Raw genomic sequence first — 16543 nt, forward strand, 5'->3', positions numbered from 1 at the left:
GTGCGCCGCGGCACCCAGTTGTCCCCCCGCATAGACACCCGAGTCGGACCACGCGGACGGATGGCGCATGATCGAGGACGTGACGGATCTACCGAACCCGAGTCTCCCCTCGGTACCGCAGCGCCCACCGGCCGCGGGACCCGGCGGTGCCGCAGGATCGTCCCCGGTGGCGCCGAGCGCCTCCGCCATGCGCCGGGCGCTGCGCCGCGCCCGGGACGGGGCGACGCTCAATCTCGACGAGGCCGTGGTGCTGTTGCACGCGCGCGACGCCGACCTCGACGATCTGTGCGCCACGGCGGCGCGGGTGCGGGACGCGGGGCTGCGCGACAGCGGGTACGCGGGCGACGTCCTGCCGATCACCTACTCGCGCAAGGTGTTCATTCCGCTCACCCGCCTGTGTCGGGACAAATGCCACTACTGCACGTTCGTGACCGTGCCGGGCAAGCTGCGGGCCGCGGGCCACGGCATGTACCTGGAACCCGACGAGGTGCTCGACATCGCCCGTCGCGGTGCCGAATTGGGCTGCAAGGAAGCGCTTTTCACCCTCGGTGACCGGCCGGAGGAGCGCTGGCCGGAGGCGCGGCAGTGGCTGGACGAACGCGGCTACGACTCCACGCTGGACTATGTGCGCGCCATGTCCATCCGGGTGCTCGAGGAGACCGGCCTGCTGCCGCACCTCAATCCCGGCGTGATGTCCTGGGCGGAGCTGTCGCGGCTCAAGCCGGTCGCACCGTCCATGGGCATGATGCTGGAGACCACCTCCACCCGCCTGTTCACCGAGAAGGGGCAGGCGCACTACGGCAGCCCGGACAAGGATCCGGCGGTGCGGCTGCGCGCGCTCACCGACGCGGGTCGGCTGTCGGTGCCGTTCACCACCGGCATTCTGGTGGGCATCGGCGAGAACCTGACCGAGCGGGCCGAATCCATTCTGGCGATCCGCAAGGCGCACAAGGCGTTCGGGCATGTGCAGGAGGTGATCGTGCAGAACTTCCTGGCCAAGTCGGATACCGCCATGCGCGATACCCCCGATGCCGACCTCCAGGAGTTCCGGGCCACCATCGCCGTGACCCGCATTCTGCTCGGCCCCAAGATGCGGGTGCAGGCACCGCCGAATCTGGTCGCGCTCGACGAATGCCGGGCGCTGCTGGCCGCGGGCGTGGACGACTGGGGCGGGGTGTCGCCGCTGACCCCCGATCACGTGAATCCGGAGCGGCCGTGGCCGAATCTGGAGGTGCTGGCGCAGGTCACCGCCGATGCCGGATACGTGCTCACCGAGCGCGTCACCGCGCATCCCAAGTATGTGCTGGCGGGGCATCCGTGGATCGATCCGCGGGTGTCGGCCCATGTGGCGGCGCTGGCCGATCCGGCGACCGGGCTGGCGCGCCCCGACACCAAACCGACGGGGCTGCCGTGGCAGGAACCCGACCACGACTGGGAGTCGGTCGGGCGCATCGACCTCAACACCGCCATCGACTCCGAGGGCCGCAATACCGAATCCCGCAGTGACTCCGCGCTGTCCGACGACGGGCTGGGCGCGTTCGGCGACTGGGAGACCATTCGCGAGCAGGTGCACGAGTTGGCCGCCGCCGCACCGGAGCGCTTCGACGCCGATGTGATGGCGGCGCTGCGGGCGGCCGAGCGCGATCCGGCGGGGCTGACCGACGACCAGTACCTGGCGCTGGCCACGGCCGACGGCGCGGCCCTGGAGGCGGTCACCGCCTTCGCCGATCAGCTGCGCCGCGACACCGTCGGCGACGACGTCACCTACATCGTCAACCGCAATATCAACTTCACCAATATCTGCTACACCGGCTGCCGGTTCTGCGCCTTCGCCCAGCGCAAGGGTGACGCCGACGCCTTCACGCTGAGTTCGGAGGAGGTCGCCGACCGCGCCTGGGAGGCGTGGGTCGAGGGTGCGACCGAGATCTGCATGCAGGGCGGCATCGATCCGGAGCTGCCGGTCACCGGTTACGCGGATCTGGTGCGCGCCATCAAGAACCGGGTGCCGGAGATGCATGTGCACGCCTTCAGCCCCATGGAGGTGGTCAACGGTGCCTCGCGCGGCGGGCAGAGCATCCACGACTGGCTCGCGGCGCTGAAAGAGGCCGGGCTGGACACGATTCCGGGTACGGCCGCCGAGATCCTCGACGACGAGGTGCGCTGGATTCTCACCAAGGGCAAACTGCCCACCTCGGCCTGGATCGAGGTGATCACCACCGCGCACCGGCTGGGCATCCGCTCCAGTTCCACCATGATGTACGGGCACGTGGACAATCCGAAGCACTGGGTCGGCCACCTGCGGGTGCTGCGCGGAATCCAGGACGAGACCGGTGGTTTCACCGAATTCGTGCTGCTGCCGTTCGTGCACCAGAGCGCACCGCTCTACCTGGCCGGCGCCTCGCGTCCCGGCCCCACGGTGCGCGACAACCGCGCCGCCCACGCCCTGGCCCGCATCATGCTGCACGGCCGTATCGCCAATATCCAGACCAGCTGGGTGAAGCTCGGTACCACGGGCACCCAGCTGATGCTGAACGGCGGCGCGAACGACCTGGGCGGCACCCTCATGGAGGAGACCATCTCGCGCATGGCCGGTTCCGAACACGGCTCGGCCAAGACGGTGGCGGAACTGACCGAGATCGCGACGGGTATCGGCCGCCCGGTGCGCCAGCGCACCACCACCTACGGCACCCCGCCGCGCCGCACCCCGGTCTCCCTGCCGGTGAGCTGAGCCGACCCCCACGGCGGGCGGCCCGAGCCGTGCCCCGGCGGCGGGCCAGACCGGGCGGTGTCCGCTTCGGGTCACGCCGCGACGAGCGTGGTCCGGTCCCGGTACCGCAGCTGTACCGCGACCGCCACCCCGACCATGGTGAGGGCCGCGCCGATGAGCGGAAGTGCGCGCAGGCCCGGGCCGTCGGCGATGACCCAGCCGCCGACACGTCCGGCCAGGGCGGCCGCCACCTGGAAGGCGGCAGCGTTGACGGCGACGCCGAGGGTCGGTGCGGCGGCGGAGGCCGCGACCACGCGCGCCTGCATGCCCGGGATGATCGCGAATCCCAGTGCGCCCAGGGCGAAGACGAGAACGGCGGCGGCCACGGCGACCTCGCCGACCGCCCAGAACAGCGCCAGGGTCGCGGACAGGGCGAGCAGCAGGCCGATGAGGGCGGGCAGCAGGGCCCGGTCGGCCAGGCGTCCGCCGACGTGGTTGCCGACGATCGCGCCCGCGCCGTAGACGAGCAGCAGCGCGGGCACGGTCGCCGCGGTGAGGCCGGCGACATCGGTCAGCAGTGGCGCGATGTAGGTGAAGACCATCACCACGCCCAGATTGCCCGCCGCCGTGAGCGCGATGGCCAGCAGCAGTCCGCGATCGCCCAGGACGCGCAGCTCACCGAGCACGGATCCGGTGGTGGCTGCGGGCAGGTCGGTGACGAAACGCGCGACCGCCAGCAGTCCCAGCGCGGCGCACGCCGCCACCACCACGAACGTGGTCCGCCAGCCGAAGTGCTGACCGACGAGCGTGCCGAGCGGACTGCCCAGCACGATGCCGAGATTCATGCCCAGCGCCACCCGCGCGACGGCCGATGCCTCCCGGCCCGGCGGCGCCAGCCGCACCGCCGTCGCGATGGCGATGGCGAAGAACGTGGCCACGACCAGACCGGCGGCGAAGCGGGTGGCCAGCAGCAGCGCATAGCCGGGTGCCAGGGCGGACGCCAGATTCGCCAGCACCGCGAACGCGATGAGGCCGAGGATCAGCGGTCGGCGCGGTAGGCGCGCGGTGAGGGTCGTGACCACCGGTCCGCCGACGATCATGCCCAGGGCGTAGGCGCTGACCAGCAATCCCGCCGACGACACCGGTACGGCGAGGTCCGCCGCCAGCTCCGGAAGGATCCCGGCGATCACGAATTCGCCGGTGGTGAGCCCGAATACGACAAGTGTGAGGGAGAGAACAGGAAGTTTCACGGACGCTCCAAGTAGTTACAACTCGAATGATTCGAACTAGAACTATCACAGTTCGAATGAACGCCGCTAGACTCGGCGGCATGGGTGGGCGAGACGCCGACGTGACTCGGGAAATCGACCGTGACGTGTGCAAACTCGTGCACTCGTTCACTCGTCGGCTCGATGTGCACGTGCGCCGCGCGGCGGAGGACCTCGGGCTGACCCCCACGCAGGTGATCGCCCTGCGGGAGCTGTCCGAACCCGTCACCGCGCGCGAACTGGCCGTTCGCATGTCGTGCGAGCCGTCGAATGTGACCTTCGTAGTGGATAGGCTGGAGGCGCAAGGATTGGTCGAGCGCACCCCGCACCCGACCGACAGGCGAGCCAAACGACTCGAGCTCACCGCCGCCGGGCAGCGCAGCCGGGATGCGGTGTTGACGCGACTGGCGAGCGGATCGCCACTGACCAGGCTCGGTGTCGCGCAGCAGCGGGAACTGCGAGAACTGCTGCGGCTGCTGGTGGCATCGGAGGACCCGTGACGAGTGTGGCCGCGCCGGTCGGCTCACCGAGGTCGGTGGGATAGCATTCGCCCCGAGTTAGGGCAGGCTGGCCAGTAGTAATGTTGGGGCGCCGGGATACTGTTTCGCGGGCGGAGTATCCCGCATGTGAGGACAGACTAGGAGAGCGGCAGTGCCGTACATCATCGCTGAACCGTGCGTTGACGTGAAGGACAAGGCGTGCATCGAGGAATGCCCCGTGGACTGCATCTACGAGGGCGGCCGCATGCTGTACATCCAACCGGACGAGTGCGTGGACTGTGGTGCATGTGAACCGGTGTGCCCGGTGGAGGCGATCTTCTACGAGGACGACACCCCGGATCAGTGGAGCGGTTACGTCAACGCCAATGTCGAGTTCTTCGACGATCTCGGCTCGCCCGGTGGCGCGACCAAGGTCGGCAAGGTCGACTACGACCCGCCGTTCATCGCCGCGCTACCGCCGATGGCCAGCGAGTAGGCAGCAGGTTTGAGCGCGCGTGGCCGGGTCAGCTCGCTGCTGCCCGATTTTCCCTGGGACACCATCTCTTCCGCCAAGGCTCGGGCCGCCGAGCATCCCGGCGGCATCGTCGACCTGTCGGTGGGTACGCCCGTCGATCCGGTGGATCCACTGATCCGTGCGGCGCTGGCCTCGGTGGCGGAGATACCGGGTTATCCGACCACGCACGGCACCCCCGAATTGCGCACGGCCGCCGTGGAGGCGATGAAGCGCCGGTTCGGCATCACGGGCGTCGGCCCGGCCGCCGTGCTGCCGGTCATCGGCACCAAGGAGCTGATCGCCGGACTGCCGCGCCTACTCGGGCTGGGCGCGGCGGATCTGGTGGTGATTCCGGAGGTCGCGTACCCCACCTACGAGGTGGGCGCGCTGCTGTCCGGAACCCGAATCCTGCGCGCGGACGGCGTGACTCGGCTCGGCCCGGAAGCGCCCGCCCTGATCTACGTGAACTCGCCGTCGAATCCGACCGGCAAGGTGCTCGGGGTCGAGCATCTGCGCAAGGTGGTGGAGTTCGCGCGGGAACGCGGCGCGATCGTGGCCTCGGACGAGTGCTATCTGGGACTGGCCTGGGAGGGGCGGGCGGTGTCCATCCTCGATCCCGAGGTGTGCGACGGCGACCACACCGGCCTGCTGGCCATCCACTCGCTGTCCAAGACGTCGAATCTGGCCAGCTACCGCGCCGGGTACGTGACCGGTGATCCGGATCTGGTGGCGGAACTGCTGGAGGTGCGCAAGCACTCGGGCATGATGCTGCCCTTCCCGATCCAGGCCGCCATGACGGCCGCGCTGGCCGACGACGAGCACGAGGCGCGGCAGCGGGAGCGCTACCGGGTGCGCCGCGAGGTGCTGCGAAAGGCTTTGGTGGAGGCGGGATTCCGCATCGACCATTCGGAGGCCGGGCTGTACCTGTGGTGCACGCGCGGGGAGCCGTGCCGGGTGACCCTGGATCGGCTGGCCGAGCGTGGCATCCTGGCCGCCCCGGGCGAGTTCTACGGTCCGCTGGGTGCCGAACATGTGCGCATCGCGCTGACCGCGACCGATGAGCGCATCGCGGCCGCCGCGGCGCGCCTCGCCGAATAGCGGTTTGGTCGTCTGACCAGCCGATTTCCTCCGGTGTCGAGCGGCGTGATAGCGTCTTCCACGCAGTCGGCCCGCGGGTCGGTGCGAGTAAGGCCCTGTGGCGCAGTTGGTTAGCGCGCCGCCCTGTCACGGCGGAGGTCGCGGGTTCGAGTCCCGTCAGGGTCGCAGGAATTCTCTCCGGGCGGTGAACATTCTGTTCACCCCACCCTTTTCACTCCATGATCGAAAGATTTCCGGCGTGTCCGGAATATCCCGCGCGGTCGCGTTTCTCATCGCTATAACAGGTTCCCATCTACGACTCGATGAGGAGCCTGGGTTTGTCTGTTCGCACCTATGAAATGCCTGTTGGTGGTCGGTTTGGGCGGGGGGTGAGCAGGCGCGGTTTTCTAGCTGCAACGGGTTTCACTGTTGCTGCCGCGCTGGTGGGGAGGTCCATGACACGGGCGCTGGCCGCACCGCTGGCGGACGGGGAGACGATCCCCGCGCTCGTCATCGGCAGCGGATACGGGGGAGCGGTGGCCGCGCTGCGGCTGGCGCAGGCGGGGGTCGAGACCACCGTGGTCGAAATGGGGAAGTCCTGGGACACGCCCGGATCCGACGGCAAGATCTTCTGCCCGGTGCTGAAACCCGACGGCCGCTCGTACTGGCTGCGCGACCGCACCGACCAGCCCATCGGCTACTTCGTCGGCGGCGACTACAACAAGGACATCGAAAGGTACACCGGCGTCCTGGATTCCGAGCACTTCGGCGGCATCCGCGTCTACCAGGGCCGGGGCGTGGGCGGCGGCTCCCTGGTCAACGGCGGTATGGCGGTGACGCCCCGGCGGGAGCACTTCGCCGACATCCTGCCCTCGGTGAACGCCGATGAGATGTACAACGTCTACTACCCGCGCGCCAACAGCGGCCTGGGCGTGAACCACATCGACGAGAACTGGTTCGAGTCGGCCGAGTGCTACCAGTTCGCGCGGGTGGGCCGCAAACACGCGGAGCGCTCCGGCTTCGGCTGGACCTTCGTGCCCAACGTCTACGACTTCGGCTACATGAAGAAGGAGCAGGCGGGCACCGTCACCCGCTCCGCACTGGACGGCGAGGTCATCTACGGCAACAACCACGGCAAGCGGTCGCTGGACAAGACGTATCTGGCCGCCGCCACCGGCACCGGCAAGGTCCGCATCACACCCCTGCATGTGGTGACCGCGGTATCCCCGACCGAGGGCGGCTACCGGGTGGAGATGAACCAGATCAACACCTCCGGCGCGACCGTGGCGACCAAAGCCGTTGTGGCGCAGAAGGTGTTCTTCGCGGCGGGCAGTATCGGCACCTCCAAGCTGCTGGTCGCCATGAAGGCGCAGGGCAAGCTGCCCGACCTGCCCGACGCCGTCGGCAAGAAGTGGGGCAACAACGGCAATGTCATGGTGGGCCGGGCCAACCACATGTGGGACGGCACCGGGAAACTGCAATCCAGCATGCCGTGCCTGGGCATCGACAACTGGGCCGACACCGGCGGCCCGGCCTTCGCGGAGGTCGCGCCGTTCCCGGCCGGGCTGGAGACCTACGTGAGCCTCTACCTCGCCATCACCAAGAATCCCAACCGGGCGCAGTTCACCTTCAATTCCGGTACCGGGAAGGTCGATCTGAACTGGCAGACCTCGCAGAACCAGTACTCCATCGACGCCGCCAAACGCATATTCGACAAGATCAACAAGAAGGAGGGGACGATCTACCGGACCGACCTCTTCGGCGTGTACAAGACCTGGGGCGACGATCTCACCTACCACCCGCTGGGCGGCTGCGTGCTCGACGAGGCCACCGACAATTACGGCCGCCTGCCCGGCTACACCGGCCTCTACGTCATCGACGGATCGTTGATACCCGGCAATACCAGCGTGAATCCGTTCGTCACCATTACCGCACTGGCCGAACGCAATATCGAGAACATCGTGGCGAACGACCTGTGAGTCGGCGGCGTCCGTAGCCGGGTACGCGTTAGCCTGGGATATGGACGCTGTCACGGTTGTCCCCCTTCCCGGTAACGAACCGGTGCACTCCTACGCACCGGGAAGCCGGGAACGCGCGCTGCTGCGTGATCGACTCTCCGAACTCTCCGCCGAGACGGTGGACGTGCCGCTGGTGATCGGCGGCAAACACCAGCCCGGCGGCGGCGAGCGGCACCACATCGTGATGCCGCATCGACACCGGCACGTGCTGGGGACCTACACGAATACCACCCACGACGAGGCCAGGACCGCCGTCGAAGCCGCGACGGCCGCGGCGGCGGACTGGCGGGCGCTGCCCTTCGACGAACGGGCGGCCGTCCTGCTGCGGGCCGCCGACCTGCTGGCCGGGCCGTGGCGGGAGACGGTCGCCGCCGCCACCATGCTGGGCCAGTCCAAGACCGCGCAGCAGGCGGAGATCGACGCACCCTGCGAACTGGTGGACTTCTGGCGCTTCAATGTGGCCTTCGCCCGCGGGATTCTCGAGCAGCAGCCGCAATCCTCGGCGGGAGTCTGGAACCGCATGGACTACCGGCCGCTGGAGGGGTTCGTCTACGCCATCACCCCCTTCAACTTCACCGCCATCGCCGGCAATCTGCCCACCGCACCGGCGCTGATGGGCAATACGGTGGTGTGGAAACCCTCGCCCACCCAGACGCTGTCGGCGTACTACGTGATGAAACTGCTGGAAGCCGCCGGGATGCCGCCGGGGGTCATCAATATGGTCACCGGTGACGGGGTGCGGCTGTCGGAGGTGGCGCTGACCGATCCGCGCCTGGCCGGGATCCACTTCACCGGCTCCACCCGCACCTTCCAGTACCTGTGGCAGCAGGTGGGCGCGAATATCGGCACCTACCGGGGCTATCCGCGCCTGGTGGGCGAGACCGGCGGCAAGGACTTCATCGTCGCGCACGCCTCCGCCGACCCGGACGCGTTGCGCACCGGGCTGATTCGCGGAGCCTACGAATACCAGGGGCAGAAATGCTCGGCGGCCTCGCGCGCCTACATCGCCGCATCGGTGTGGCAGCGGATGGGGGACGAGTTCCTCGCCGAGGTCGAGGGGCTCAGCTACGGTGACGTGGCCGATCTGTCGAATTTCGGTGGGGCCGTGATCGATCGGCGCGCCTACGACAAGAGCGTCGCGGCCATCGAGCGGGCGCGGGAGCGCGGGGTCACCATCGCCGCCGGCGGCACCTACGACGACAGCGAGGGGTTCTTCATCCGGCCGACGGTGCTGCTCACCGACGATCCGACCGATGAAGCCTTCAGCACCGAGTTCTTCGGTCCAATCCTCGCGGTGTACGTCTACGACGACCGCGATCCGGACGCCTACGCCGATGTGCTCGCCGAGGTCGACTCCGCCGCGCCCTACGCGCTCACCGGAGCCGTCTTCGCCACCGACCGCCAGGCCGTCGACCAGGCCTCGGCCGCACTGCGATTCGCGGCGGGCAACTTCTACGTCAACGACAAGCCCACCGGCGCGGTGGTCGGTCAGCAGCCCTTCGGCGGGGCCCGCGCCTCCGGGACCGACGACAAGGCCGGGTCCTATCTCAATCTGCTGCGCTGGGTCGCGCCGCGTTCGCTCAAGGAGACCTTCGTTCCGCCCACGGATTACCGCTACCCACATATGGAGGTGTGATGAATCCCCTGCGCCCGGTCATCCTCGCCGCGGCCGGATCGGATCGGCTGCGGCGGGCGATCGCCTCGGCTCCCGTCACCTCCAGGGTGGTGCGGCGGTTCGTGGCGGGGGAGACGCGCGCGGAACTCGCGCCGGTGGTGCGCGCACTGCTCGCCGACGGACGCGCCGTCAGCGTGGATTTCCTCGGCGAGTACACCACCGAGCGGGCCATGGCGGATACGGCGGTGGCCGAATACGTGGCGCTCATCGACGACCTGTCCACCCTGGGCGGTGGGCAGGAAACCGCACCGCGCGTGGAGGTTTCGGTGAAGCTCTCGGCATTGGGGCAGTCGCTGGGGCAGGACGGTCCGGCCATCGCCATCGAGAATCTGCACAAGCTGTGCGGGAAGGCCGAGGAATCGCGGGTGTGGGTGACCGTGGACGCCGAGGACCACACCACCACCGAGGAGACCCTGGAGGCGGTGCGTCAGCTGCGCGAGGAGTTTCCGTGGCTGGCGGTCGCGGTGCAGACCTATCTGCGGGCGGCGGAGGGACGCTGCCGGGAGCTGGCGGCGGCGGGGGCGCGCATTCGCCTGTGCAAGGGCGCGTACCAGGAACCCGCGACGGTCGCGTACCAGAAGCGAGCCGAGGTGGACGCCTCCTACCTGGAATGCCTGGACGTGCTCATGCGCGGCGACGGCTACCCCATGGTGGCCTCGCACGATCCGGCCATGATCGCGGCCGCGCTCACCGAGGCCGCCGAATACGGCCGGGGCGCGGGGGATTTCGAATTCCAGATGCTGTACGGGATTCACGACGCCGAACAGCGTCGTCTGGTCGAACAGGGCCACACCGTGCGCGTGTACGTGCCCTACGGCGGGCAGTGGTACGGCTACCTGATGCGGCGTCTCGCCGAGCGGCCCGCCAACCTGGGCTTCTTCCTACGGGCGCTGGCCGAACGGAACTGATCGGCGGTGCTGCCGATTCCGGGAACGATGCTGCCCAGGCGGCGTCGGACCCGAGGCCCTCGGGTCTGTGAGCCTGTGCCCGAGAGCCGTTGCGCGTGTGGCCGAAGGTCGGTCGTCGCACGGCCGGGGTACCGGGCGTGGGTGCGGACCGGAGCGGGAGGAAATGCCGCCGTAGGGGGCTGTCGCGCGTGGAATCGGCGACAAGCTCGCACGGCAACGCGGCGAATGATCGGGCGGGCGGGGGTGTATCGACTTCCCCGCCCGCCCGGTTACCGCTGGCCTGTCCGTGTGCCCTAGACCAGCGGTCGACCCAGTCGCCGCCGGATGCGCATATCGGCGAGGTAGAAGTTGAACGGGAACAGGCGCAGCGGGACCGGCAGGCGGGTCCACACCGTGGCGATGGCGCGCAGCATGGCGCCGAAGACGCGCTCGTCGCGGGCGGTCCAGGTCATGTGCATCTGATCGCGCAGGTGCTGGGGCAGCAGGGCCGTCACGATGAAGCGGTGCAGGCGGCCGAAGACCAACTGGAGCGGGCGCGGCAGCATCTTCAGGTCGGTGAGGTCGTTGAAGTAGCGCCGGGTGGGCTCGTCGATGGTGTGCGTGGGCAGGGTCGCGTCCCAGTAGGCGTAGAACTCCTCGCGGGTGGCGGGCCACATCTCCGGGCGCATCTGCAAGGTGGTGCCCAGGCGGGCGCAGTACCGGTAGAACGACTCCGCCACATCGGGTTTCATGGGGCCGCGCATGCGGTGGTAGAGGTCGTCCACGCCCCAGTAGAGGCAGGCCGCGACCCACAGCTGGAGTTTCGGATCGAAGGCGTTGTACTTCACCGGGCTGGTCGGCTTGGTGCGGATGGTGCGGTGCGAGCCGTTGACGGCCTCGCGGTAGTCCGCGCGGTCGCGGTCGTCGCCGAGCCAGGCGACGGCGAGGTAGGTGAGCGTGGTGCGCAGTCGCTTGATCGGGTGCACGGTGATCGCGCCGCTGTGCACATCGCTCTCCATGACGCCGTAGGCGACCGGTTTCAGCGACAGCTGCATGATCACGTTGGCGGCGCCGCCCAGGAAGGCCGCCACGCCGTCGATATGCTCCCGCACTGTTTCCGGGGTGAACGATTCGGGTATATCGACCGGTTGGTACTCCGATTTGCGCAGAGGGGCGGTCATCGTTGACTCGTCTCCTTGTCTCGCTCCCCACCTCGCAGTCGCGCCGCGGAGAGAGTATGAGAATTATCTCCTCGCACCTTCTCACTCCGGGCGGGCGGTGTCAATGTGCGATGATTTGTGTGTCATCGTTTCGCCGCACCGAGAGGGGATCGGGTACATGGCCAAACTGGCCAAACTGCTGCCGTTGGTGCGCGGATCGGGGCCCGAGGACCGCAATCAGGCCACCGTGCTCGATGCCGCCCTACTGGCCTTCCTGGACTTCGGCATCAAGCGCACCAGCATGGTCGAGGTGGCGCGGCGCGGCGGACTGTCGCTGGCCACCCTGTACCGGCGCTTCGCGGGCAAGAACGACCTCATCCAGGCCGTCGGGCTGCGGCAGACCCGGCAGTTCATCGACTCCGTGGACGCCGCCATCGCCAGCGAGATCGAGCGCGACGCCAGCGCCGAGGATCAGATCGTCGCGCTGTTCACCGCCTTCATCGAAGGTCTGCGCGGCAACAAGCTACTGGTGCGGCTGCTCAGTACCGAGCCGGAGATGGTGCTGCCGTATCTCACCGTGCAGGGCGCGCCGGTGATCGAGCTCGGCCGCGACTACCTGGCCGAGTTCATCACCCGCTTGCAGTCGGAAGGCAAACTGCCGCACTACGATCCGATGCCGCTGGCCGAGATGATCGCGCGCACCGCGCTGTCCATGGCGCTGACCCCGCAAACGGTCATCCCGCTCGACGAGCCGGAGAAGCTGCGCGAATTCGCCGTCGAGCACGTGGTTCCCGGGTTCCGGCTGATCTGAGCCGGGGCCGACGGCCCGAGTCCGCTCAGACGAGCCGCAGGCCCAGGCGGCGGCGCACGCGCATATCCGTCAGATAGAGATTGAGTGGGAAGGTGCGCACGGCCGTGGGCAGGTGGTCCTCGACCCGGCCCAGCGTGCGCAGCATGCGGGCCAGCGCGCGGTCCTGGCGCGGCGACCAGGTCATCCCCATCTCGTCCCGCAGATGCTGGGGCAGCAGGCCGGTGACGAAGAAGCGGTGGGTCGGCCCGAAGGCCAGCTGGAACGGGCGCGGCAGCATCTTCAGGTCGATCAGATCGTCGAAGTAGGCGTGCACCGTCGGATCGATGGTGGCGCGGGCCAGTTGCTCGTCCCAGTAGCGGTCGAAGTCCGCGCGCGTCGGCGGCCACATCTCCGGGCGCATCTGGAGCGTGGTGCCCAGTCGGGCGGAGTAGTGGTAGAAGGCGTCGGCGGTGGCGTCGTCCATGGGGCCGTGCATGCGCTGGTAGAGATCCCGTGCGCCCCAGTAGAGGCAGGCCGCCACCCAGAGCTGGAGCTTCGGATCGAAGGCGTTGTACTTCACCGGGCTGCCCGGGCGGGAGCGGACGTGGCGGTGCGAGGTGTCCACGGCGGCGCGGTAGGCGGCCCGCTCGTCCTCGCTGCCCAGCATGGCCACGGCGAGGTAGGTGACGGTCGTGCGCAGTCGCTTCACCGGATGCTTGAAGACATTGCCGCTGTCGACCGGACTCTCCACCACGCCGTAGCCGACCGGTGGTTGGGACAGCTGCATGATCACATTGGCCGCTCCGCCGAGCAGGCCCGCGGCCCCGTCGACGAACTGCCGGATGTCGATCGGCGGCAGGTCCGGTTCGTGCGTGGGCAGGCGCAGGGGACTGGTCATCGTTGACCCCATTCTCGATGAGAAGGTTATGCACATACTTTCTTACCCGCTCAGGGGAGTGTCAACCGTTCCGGCCGAATCGTGACGACCTCGATCCGGGCAGTACCGTTGGCGGCGTGTCGTATGGGTCGCCGCTGCTGTTGAGCTCGTTGAATCCCGCCGCCGTCGCCGCCGGGGACGATATTCCCGATGCCGTCACCATCGACGGCGTGACGCTGTCGCGCGGCGATCTGCTGGGCGCGGCCACCTCCGTCGCCGAACGGGTGGCACGGGCGCAGCGGGTGGCGGTGCTGGCCGAGCCGACCGTCACCACCGTGCTGGCCGTGGTCGGCTGCCTCATCGCCGGGGTCACCGTGGTGCCGGTGCCGCCCGACGCGGGCAGCGCCGAACTGGCGCACATCCTGACCGACTCGGGGGCGCAGGCGTGGCTGGGGAAGGCTCCCGAGGGCAGCGCGCTGCCGGTGGTGCCGGTGCGCAAGCACGCCCGCTCCTGGCATACGTATGCCGAACCCGACCCCGGCGCAACGGCTTTCATCCTGTACACCTCCGGCACCACCGGCGCGCCCAAGGGCGTGATGCTGAGCCGCCGGGCCGTCGCCGCCGGGCTGGACGCACTCGTCGAGGCGTGGGGGTGGACCGCGAACGACGTACTGGTGCACGGGCTTCCGCTGTTCCACGTACACGGGTTGATTCTGGGTGTGCTGGGGCCGCTGCGGGTGGGCAGCCCGCTGATCCATACCGGCAAGCCGACGCCCGAGGCGTACGCGCGAGCGCGGGGGACCATGTACTTCGGCGTTCCGACCGTATGGTCGCGGGTGGTCGAAACGCCTGCGGCGGCACGGGAACTGGCGTCCGCCCGGGTGCTGATCTCCGGGAGCGCGCCGCTGCCGGTGCCGGTGTTCGAGCGGCTGCGCGAACTCACCGGGCACGCGCCGATCGAGCGCTACGGCATGAGCGAAACCATGATCACCCTGTCCACCCGGCCGGACGGGGAGCGGCGGCCCGGATGGGTCGGCACCCCGGTCGCCGGTGTCGAGACGCGACTGCGGGACGAGGCCGGGAACCCGGTACCGCACGACGGGGAAAGCGTCGGCGGACTACAGGTGCGCGGGCCCATGCTGTTCGACGGCTACCTGAACCGGCCCGAGGTGACCGCCGCGAACTTCACCGCGGACGGCTGGTTCACCACCGGCGACGTGGCGGTCGTCGACGCCGCCGGATTCCATCGCATCGTGGGCCGGGAATCGGTGGACCTCATCAAATCCGGCGGCTACCGGATCGGGGCCGGGGAAATCGAGACCGCACTGCTCGGGCATCCCGCCGTGGCCGAAACCGCCGTGGTCGGAGTGCCCGACGACGATCTCGGGCAGCGGATCGTCGCCTTCGTGGTGCTGCGTGACGGCGACTCCGCGGCCATCGAGCAGCGGCTCATCGACCATGTGGCGGGCGAACTCTCGGTGCACAAGCGCCCGCGCGAGATCCGCGTGGTCGCATCCCTGCCGCGCAATGCCATGGGCAAGGTGCAGAAGAAGCTGCTGCTGTGACATGAGGCGCGGGGTTGACCTCGAGCCCGCTCGAGGTTCTACCGTCAACCCCATGGTCGCAACGCTCACCCCCGCCCAGATCGACTATCTCCGCAGCCAACGACTCGGCCGCCTGGCCACCATCCGGCCCGACGGCTCCCCGCAGAACAATCCGGTGGGCTACCGCTACGACGAGATCCTCGGCGTGATCGACATCGGCGGCTACCGCATGGGCGCCACCCAGAAGTTCCGCAACCTCGACAAGGAGCAGCGGGTGTCCCTCGTGGTCGACGACATCAAGTCACTCGACCCCTGGGAAGTCCGCTGCCTCGAAATCCGCGGCACCGCCGTCGCATTGCGCGATGTGGACCCCTACGCCGAGGGAATGTCGCGCGAACTCATCCGCATCACCCCCGAGCGCGTGCTGGCCTTCGGCATCGACTGAGCGGGTTCCGAGCGGTCGTGCTGTTCCGAATACGACAGTGCCCCCACGGTTCTCACCGCGGGGGCACCGGTCGATCGCGGATCAGTCGTTGGCGTGCAGGGCGGCGTTGAGTTCGATGCCGGTGCCCTTGCGGGGCACCACCTCGACCGCGCCGGAGACGGAGTTGCGGCGGAACAGCAGGTTGGACTTGCCGCTCAGGTCGGCGGCCTTGATGGTGCCGCCGTCCGGGAGGGTGACCTTGGTGCCGGCGGTGACGTAGAGGCCCGCCTCCACCACACAGTCGTCGCCGAGGGAGATGCCGATACCGGCGTTCGCGCCGAGCAGGCAGCGCTCGCCCAGCGAGATGACCTGCTTGCCGCCGCCGGACAGGGTGCCCATGATGGACGCGCCGCCGCCGACATCGGAGCCGTCGCCCACCACCACACCGGCGGAGATGCGGCCCTCGACCATGGAGTTGCCGAGGGTGCCCGCGTTGAAGTTCACGAAGCCCTCGTGCATGACCGTGGTGCCGGAGGCCAGGTGTGCGCCCAGGCGGACACGGTCGGCGTCGGCGATGCGCACCCCGGAGGGGACCACGTAGTCGACCATGCGCGGGAACTTGTCCACGCCGTACACGGTGACCGGGCCGCGGGCGCGCAGGTTCAGGCGCACCAGCTCCAGCTCCTCCAGCGAGCAGGGGCCGTGGTTGGTCCACGCCACATTGGCCAGGTGGCCGAAGATGCCGTCCAGATTCAGGCCGTGCGGCTTGACCAGGCGATGCGAGAGCAGGTGCAGGCGCAGGTAGACGTCGTGGGTGTCGACCGGCGCGGCGGCCAGGTCGGCAATGCTGGTGCGCACCACGACCACCTCCACCCGGCGGGCCTCATCCGGGCCCGCGACCTGGGCGAACTTGGCGTACTCGACATCGGAGGAGTCCAGGCGCGCGGTGCCGGTCTCGGCGACCTCACCCAGCTCCGGGTAGGGATACCAGGTATCCAGAACCGTCCCGTTGGCGGTGATGGTGGCGAGGCCGACTGCTGATGCTCCCTGAGTGCTCACGTCCCCAGAGGTTACCCGGCGGCGTCCCTCGGGTGGGCGGCCACACCCGGGACCCCGGCACCTC

Annotated in this window: 14 protein-coding genes and 1 tRNA gene; 11 read left to right on the plus strand and 4 right to left on the minus strand. The window is 68.9% G+C overall.

Features of this window, described 5'->3' with window-relative positions:
• Nucleotides 1-67: 67 nt before the first annotated feature.
• Nucleotides 68-2728, plus strand: coding sequence for a bifunctional FO biosynthesis protein CofGH (locus FOH10_RS02850; protein WP_143979518.1), 2661 nt, complete (start codon nt 68-70; stop codon nt 2726-2728).
• Between the two features lie 71 nt (nt 2729-2799).
• On the opposite strand, the gene FOH10_RS02855 is transcribed toward FOH10_RS02850, so the two are convergent.
• Entirely contained in the window at nt 2800-3957 is a 1158-nt protein-coding gene (locus FOH10_RS02855; protein ID WP_143979519.1) for an MFS transporter, read from the minus strand.
• Nucleotides 3958-4037: 80 nt separating this feature from the next.
• Between FOH10_RS02855 and FOH10_RS02860 the strand changes: the two genes are divergently transcribed.
• The 7 genes from FOH10_RS02860 to FOH10_RS02890 all read left to right on the plus strand — a co-directional run bounded on the left by FOH10_RS02860 (nt 4038) and on the right by FOH10_RS02890 (nt 10646).
• Nucleotides 4038-4475: a MarR family winged helix-turn-helix transcriptional regulator gene (locus FOH10_RS02860; protein ID WP_051037663.1), complete on the plus strand. Its 438-nt coding sequence runs from the start codon at nt 4038-4040 to the stop codon at nt 4473-4475.
• A 151-nt stretch (nt 4476-4626) separates the two neighbouring features.
• The gene (gene fdxA / locus FOH10_RS02865; protein ID WP_029931437.1) at nt 4627-4950 is read left to right on the plus strand and encodes a ferredoxin; all 324 of its coding nucleotides are present in this window, start codon (nt 4627-4629) and stop codon (nt 4948-4950) included.
• A gap of 9 nt (nt 4951-4959) precedes the next feature.
• A complete protein-coding gene (dapC, locus tag FOH10_RS02870) occupies nt 4960-6066 on the plus strand; it encodes a succinyldiaminopimelate transaminase (RefSeq protein WP_143979520.1) in 1107 nt (368 codons plus the stop codon).
• Between the two features lie 91 nt (nt 6067-6157).
• Nucleotides 6158-6231: transfer RNA gene (locus tag FOH10_RS02875), tRNA-Asp, on the plus strand.
• Between the two features lie 269 nt (nt 6232-6500).
• Entirely contained in the window at nt 6501-8024 is a 1524-nt protein-coding gene (locus FOH10_RS02880) for a GMC oxidoreductase (protein WP_228810713.1), read from the plus strand.
• A 40-nt stretch (nt 8025-8064) separates the two neighbouring features.
• Nucleotides 8065-9699: an L-glutamate gamma-semialdehyde dehydrogenase gene (gene pruA, locus FOH10_RS02885; RefSeq protein WP_143979521.1), complete on the plus strand. Its 1635-nt coding sequence runs from the start codon at nt 8065-8067 to the stop codon at nt 9697-9699.
• Nucleotides 9699-10646, plus strand: a complete 948-nt coding sequence (locus tag FOH10_RS02890) for a proline dehydrogenase family protein (RefSeq protein WP_143979522.1) — start codon at nt 9699-9701, stop codon at nt 10644-10646. Before pruA ends, FOH10_RS02890 begins: the two co-directional genes overlap by 1 nt.
• A 293-nt stretch (nt 10647-10939) precedes the next feature.
• Here the strand turns inward: FOH10_RS02890 and FOH10_RS02895 are convergent, their stop codons facing one another.
• Nucleotides 10940-11806, minus strand: a complete 867-nt coding sequence (locus FOH10_RS02895; RefSeq protein ID WP_039816953.1) for an oxygenase MpaB family protein — start codon at nt 11804-11806, stop codon at nt 10940-10942.
• A 157-nt stretch (nt 11807-11963) separates the two neighbouring features.
• Here FOH10_RS02895 and FOH10_RS02900 point away from each other — a divergent pair, with 157 nt between their 5' ends.
• Nucleotides 11964-12596: a TetR/AcrR family transcriptional regulator gene (locus FOH10_RS02900; RefSeq protein WP_029931443.1), complete on the plus strand. Its 633-nt coding sequence runs from the start codon at nt 11964-11966 to the stop codon at nt 12594-12596.
• A gap of 25 nt (nt 12597-12621) precedes the next feature.
• Here the strand turns inward: FOH10_RS02900 and FOH10_RS02905 are convergent, their stop codons facing one another.
• The gene (locus tag FOH10_RS02905) at nt 12622-13473 is read right to left on the minus strand and encodes an oxygenase MpaB family protein (RefSeq protein ID WP_143979523.1); all 852 of its coding nucleotides are present in this window, start codon (nt 13471-13473) and stop codon (nt 12622-12624) included.
• A 134-nt stretch (nt 13474-13607) separates the two neighbouring features.
• On the opposite strand from FOH10_RS02905, the gene FOH10_RS02910 reads away from it, so the two are divergent.
• Both FOH10_RS02910 and FOH10_RS02915 read left to right on the plus strand, forming a co-directional pair.
• Nucleotides 13608-15017, plus strand: coding sequence for an acyl-CoA synthetase (locus FOH10_RS02910; RefSeq protein WP_143983823.1), 1410 nt, complete (start codon nt 13608-13610; stop codon nt 15015-15017).
• Nucleotides 15018-15069: 52 nt separating this feature from the next.
• A complete protein-coding gene (locus tag FOH10_RS02915; protein ID WP_143979524.1) occupies nt 15070-15441 on the plus strand; it encodes a PPOX class F420-dependent oxidoreductase in 372 nt (123 codons plus the stop codon).
• 81 nt (nt 15442-15522) lie between these two features.
• Here the strand turns inward: FOH10_RS02915 and dapD are convergent, their stop codons facing one another.
• Nucleotides 15523-16479: a 2,3,4,5-tetrahydropyridine-2,6-dicarboxylate N-succinyltransferase gene (gene dapD, locus FOH10_RS02920; protein WP_143979525.1), complete on the minus strand. Its 957-nt coding sequence runs from the start codon at nt 16477-16479 to the stop codon at nt 15523-15525.
• Nucleotides 16480-16543: the final 64 nt, after the last annotated feature.

It is taken from the genome of Nocardia otitidiscaviarum (genome assembly GCF_007362295.1).
Lineage (GTDB): Bacteria > Actinomycetota > Actinomycetes > Mycobacteriales > Mycobacteriaceae > Nocardia > Nocardia otitidiscaviarum.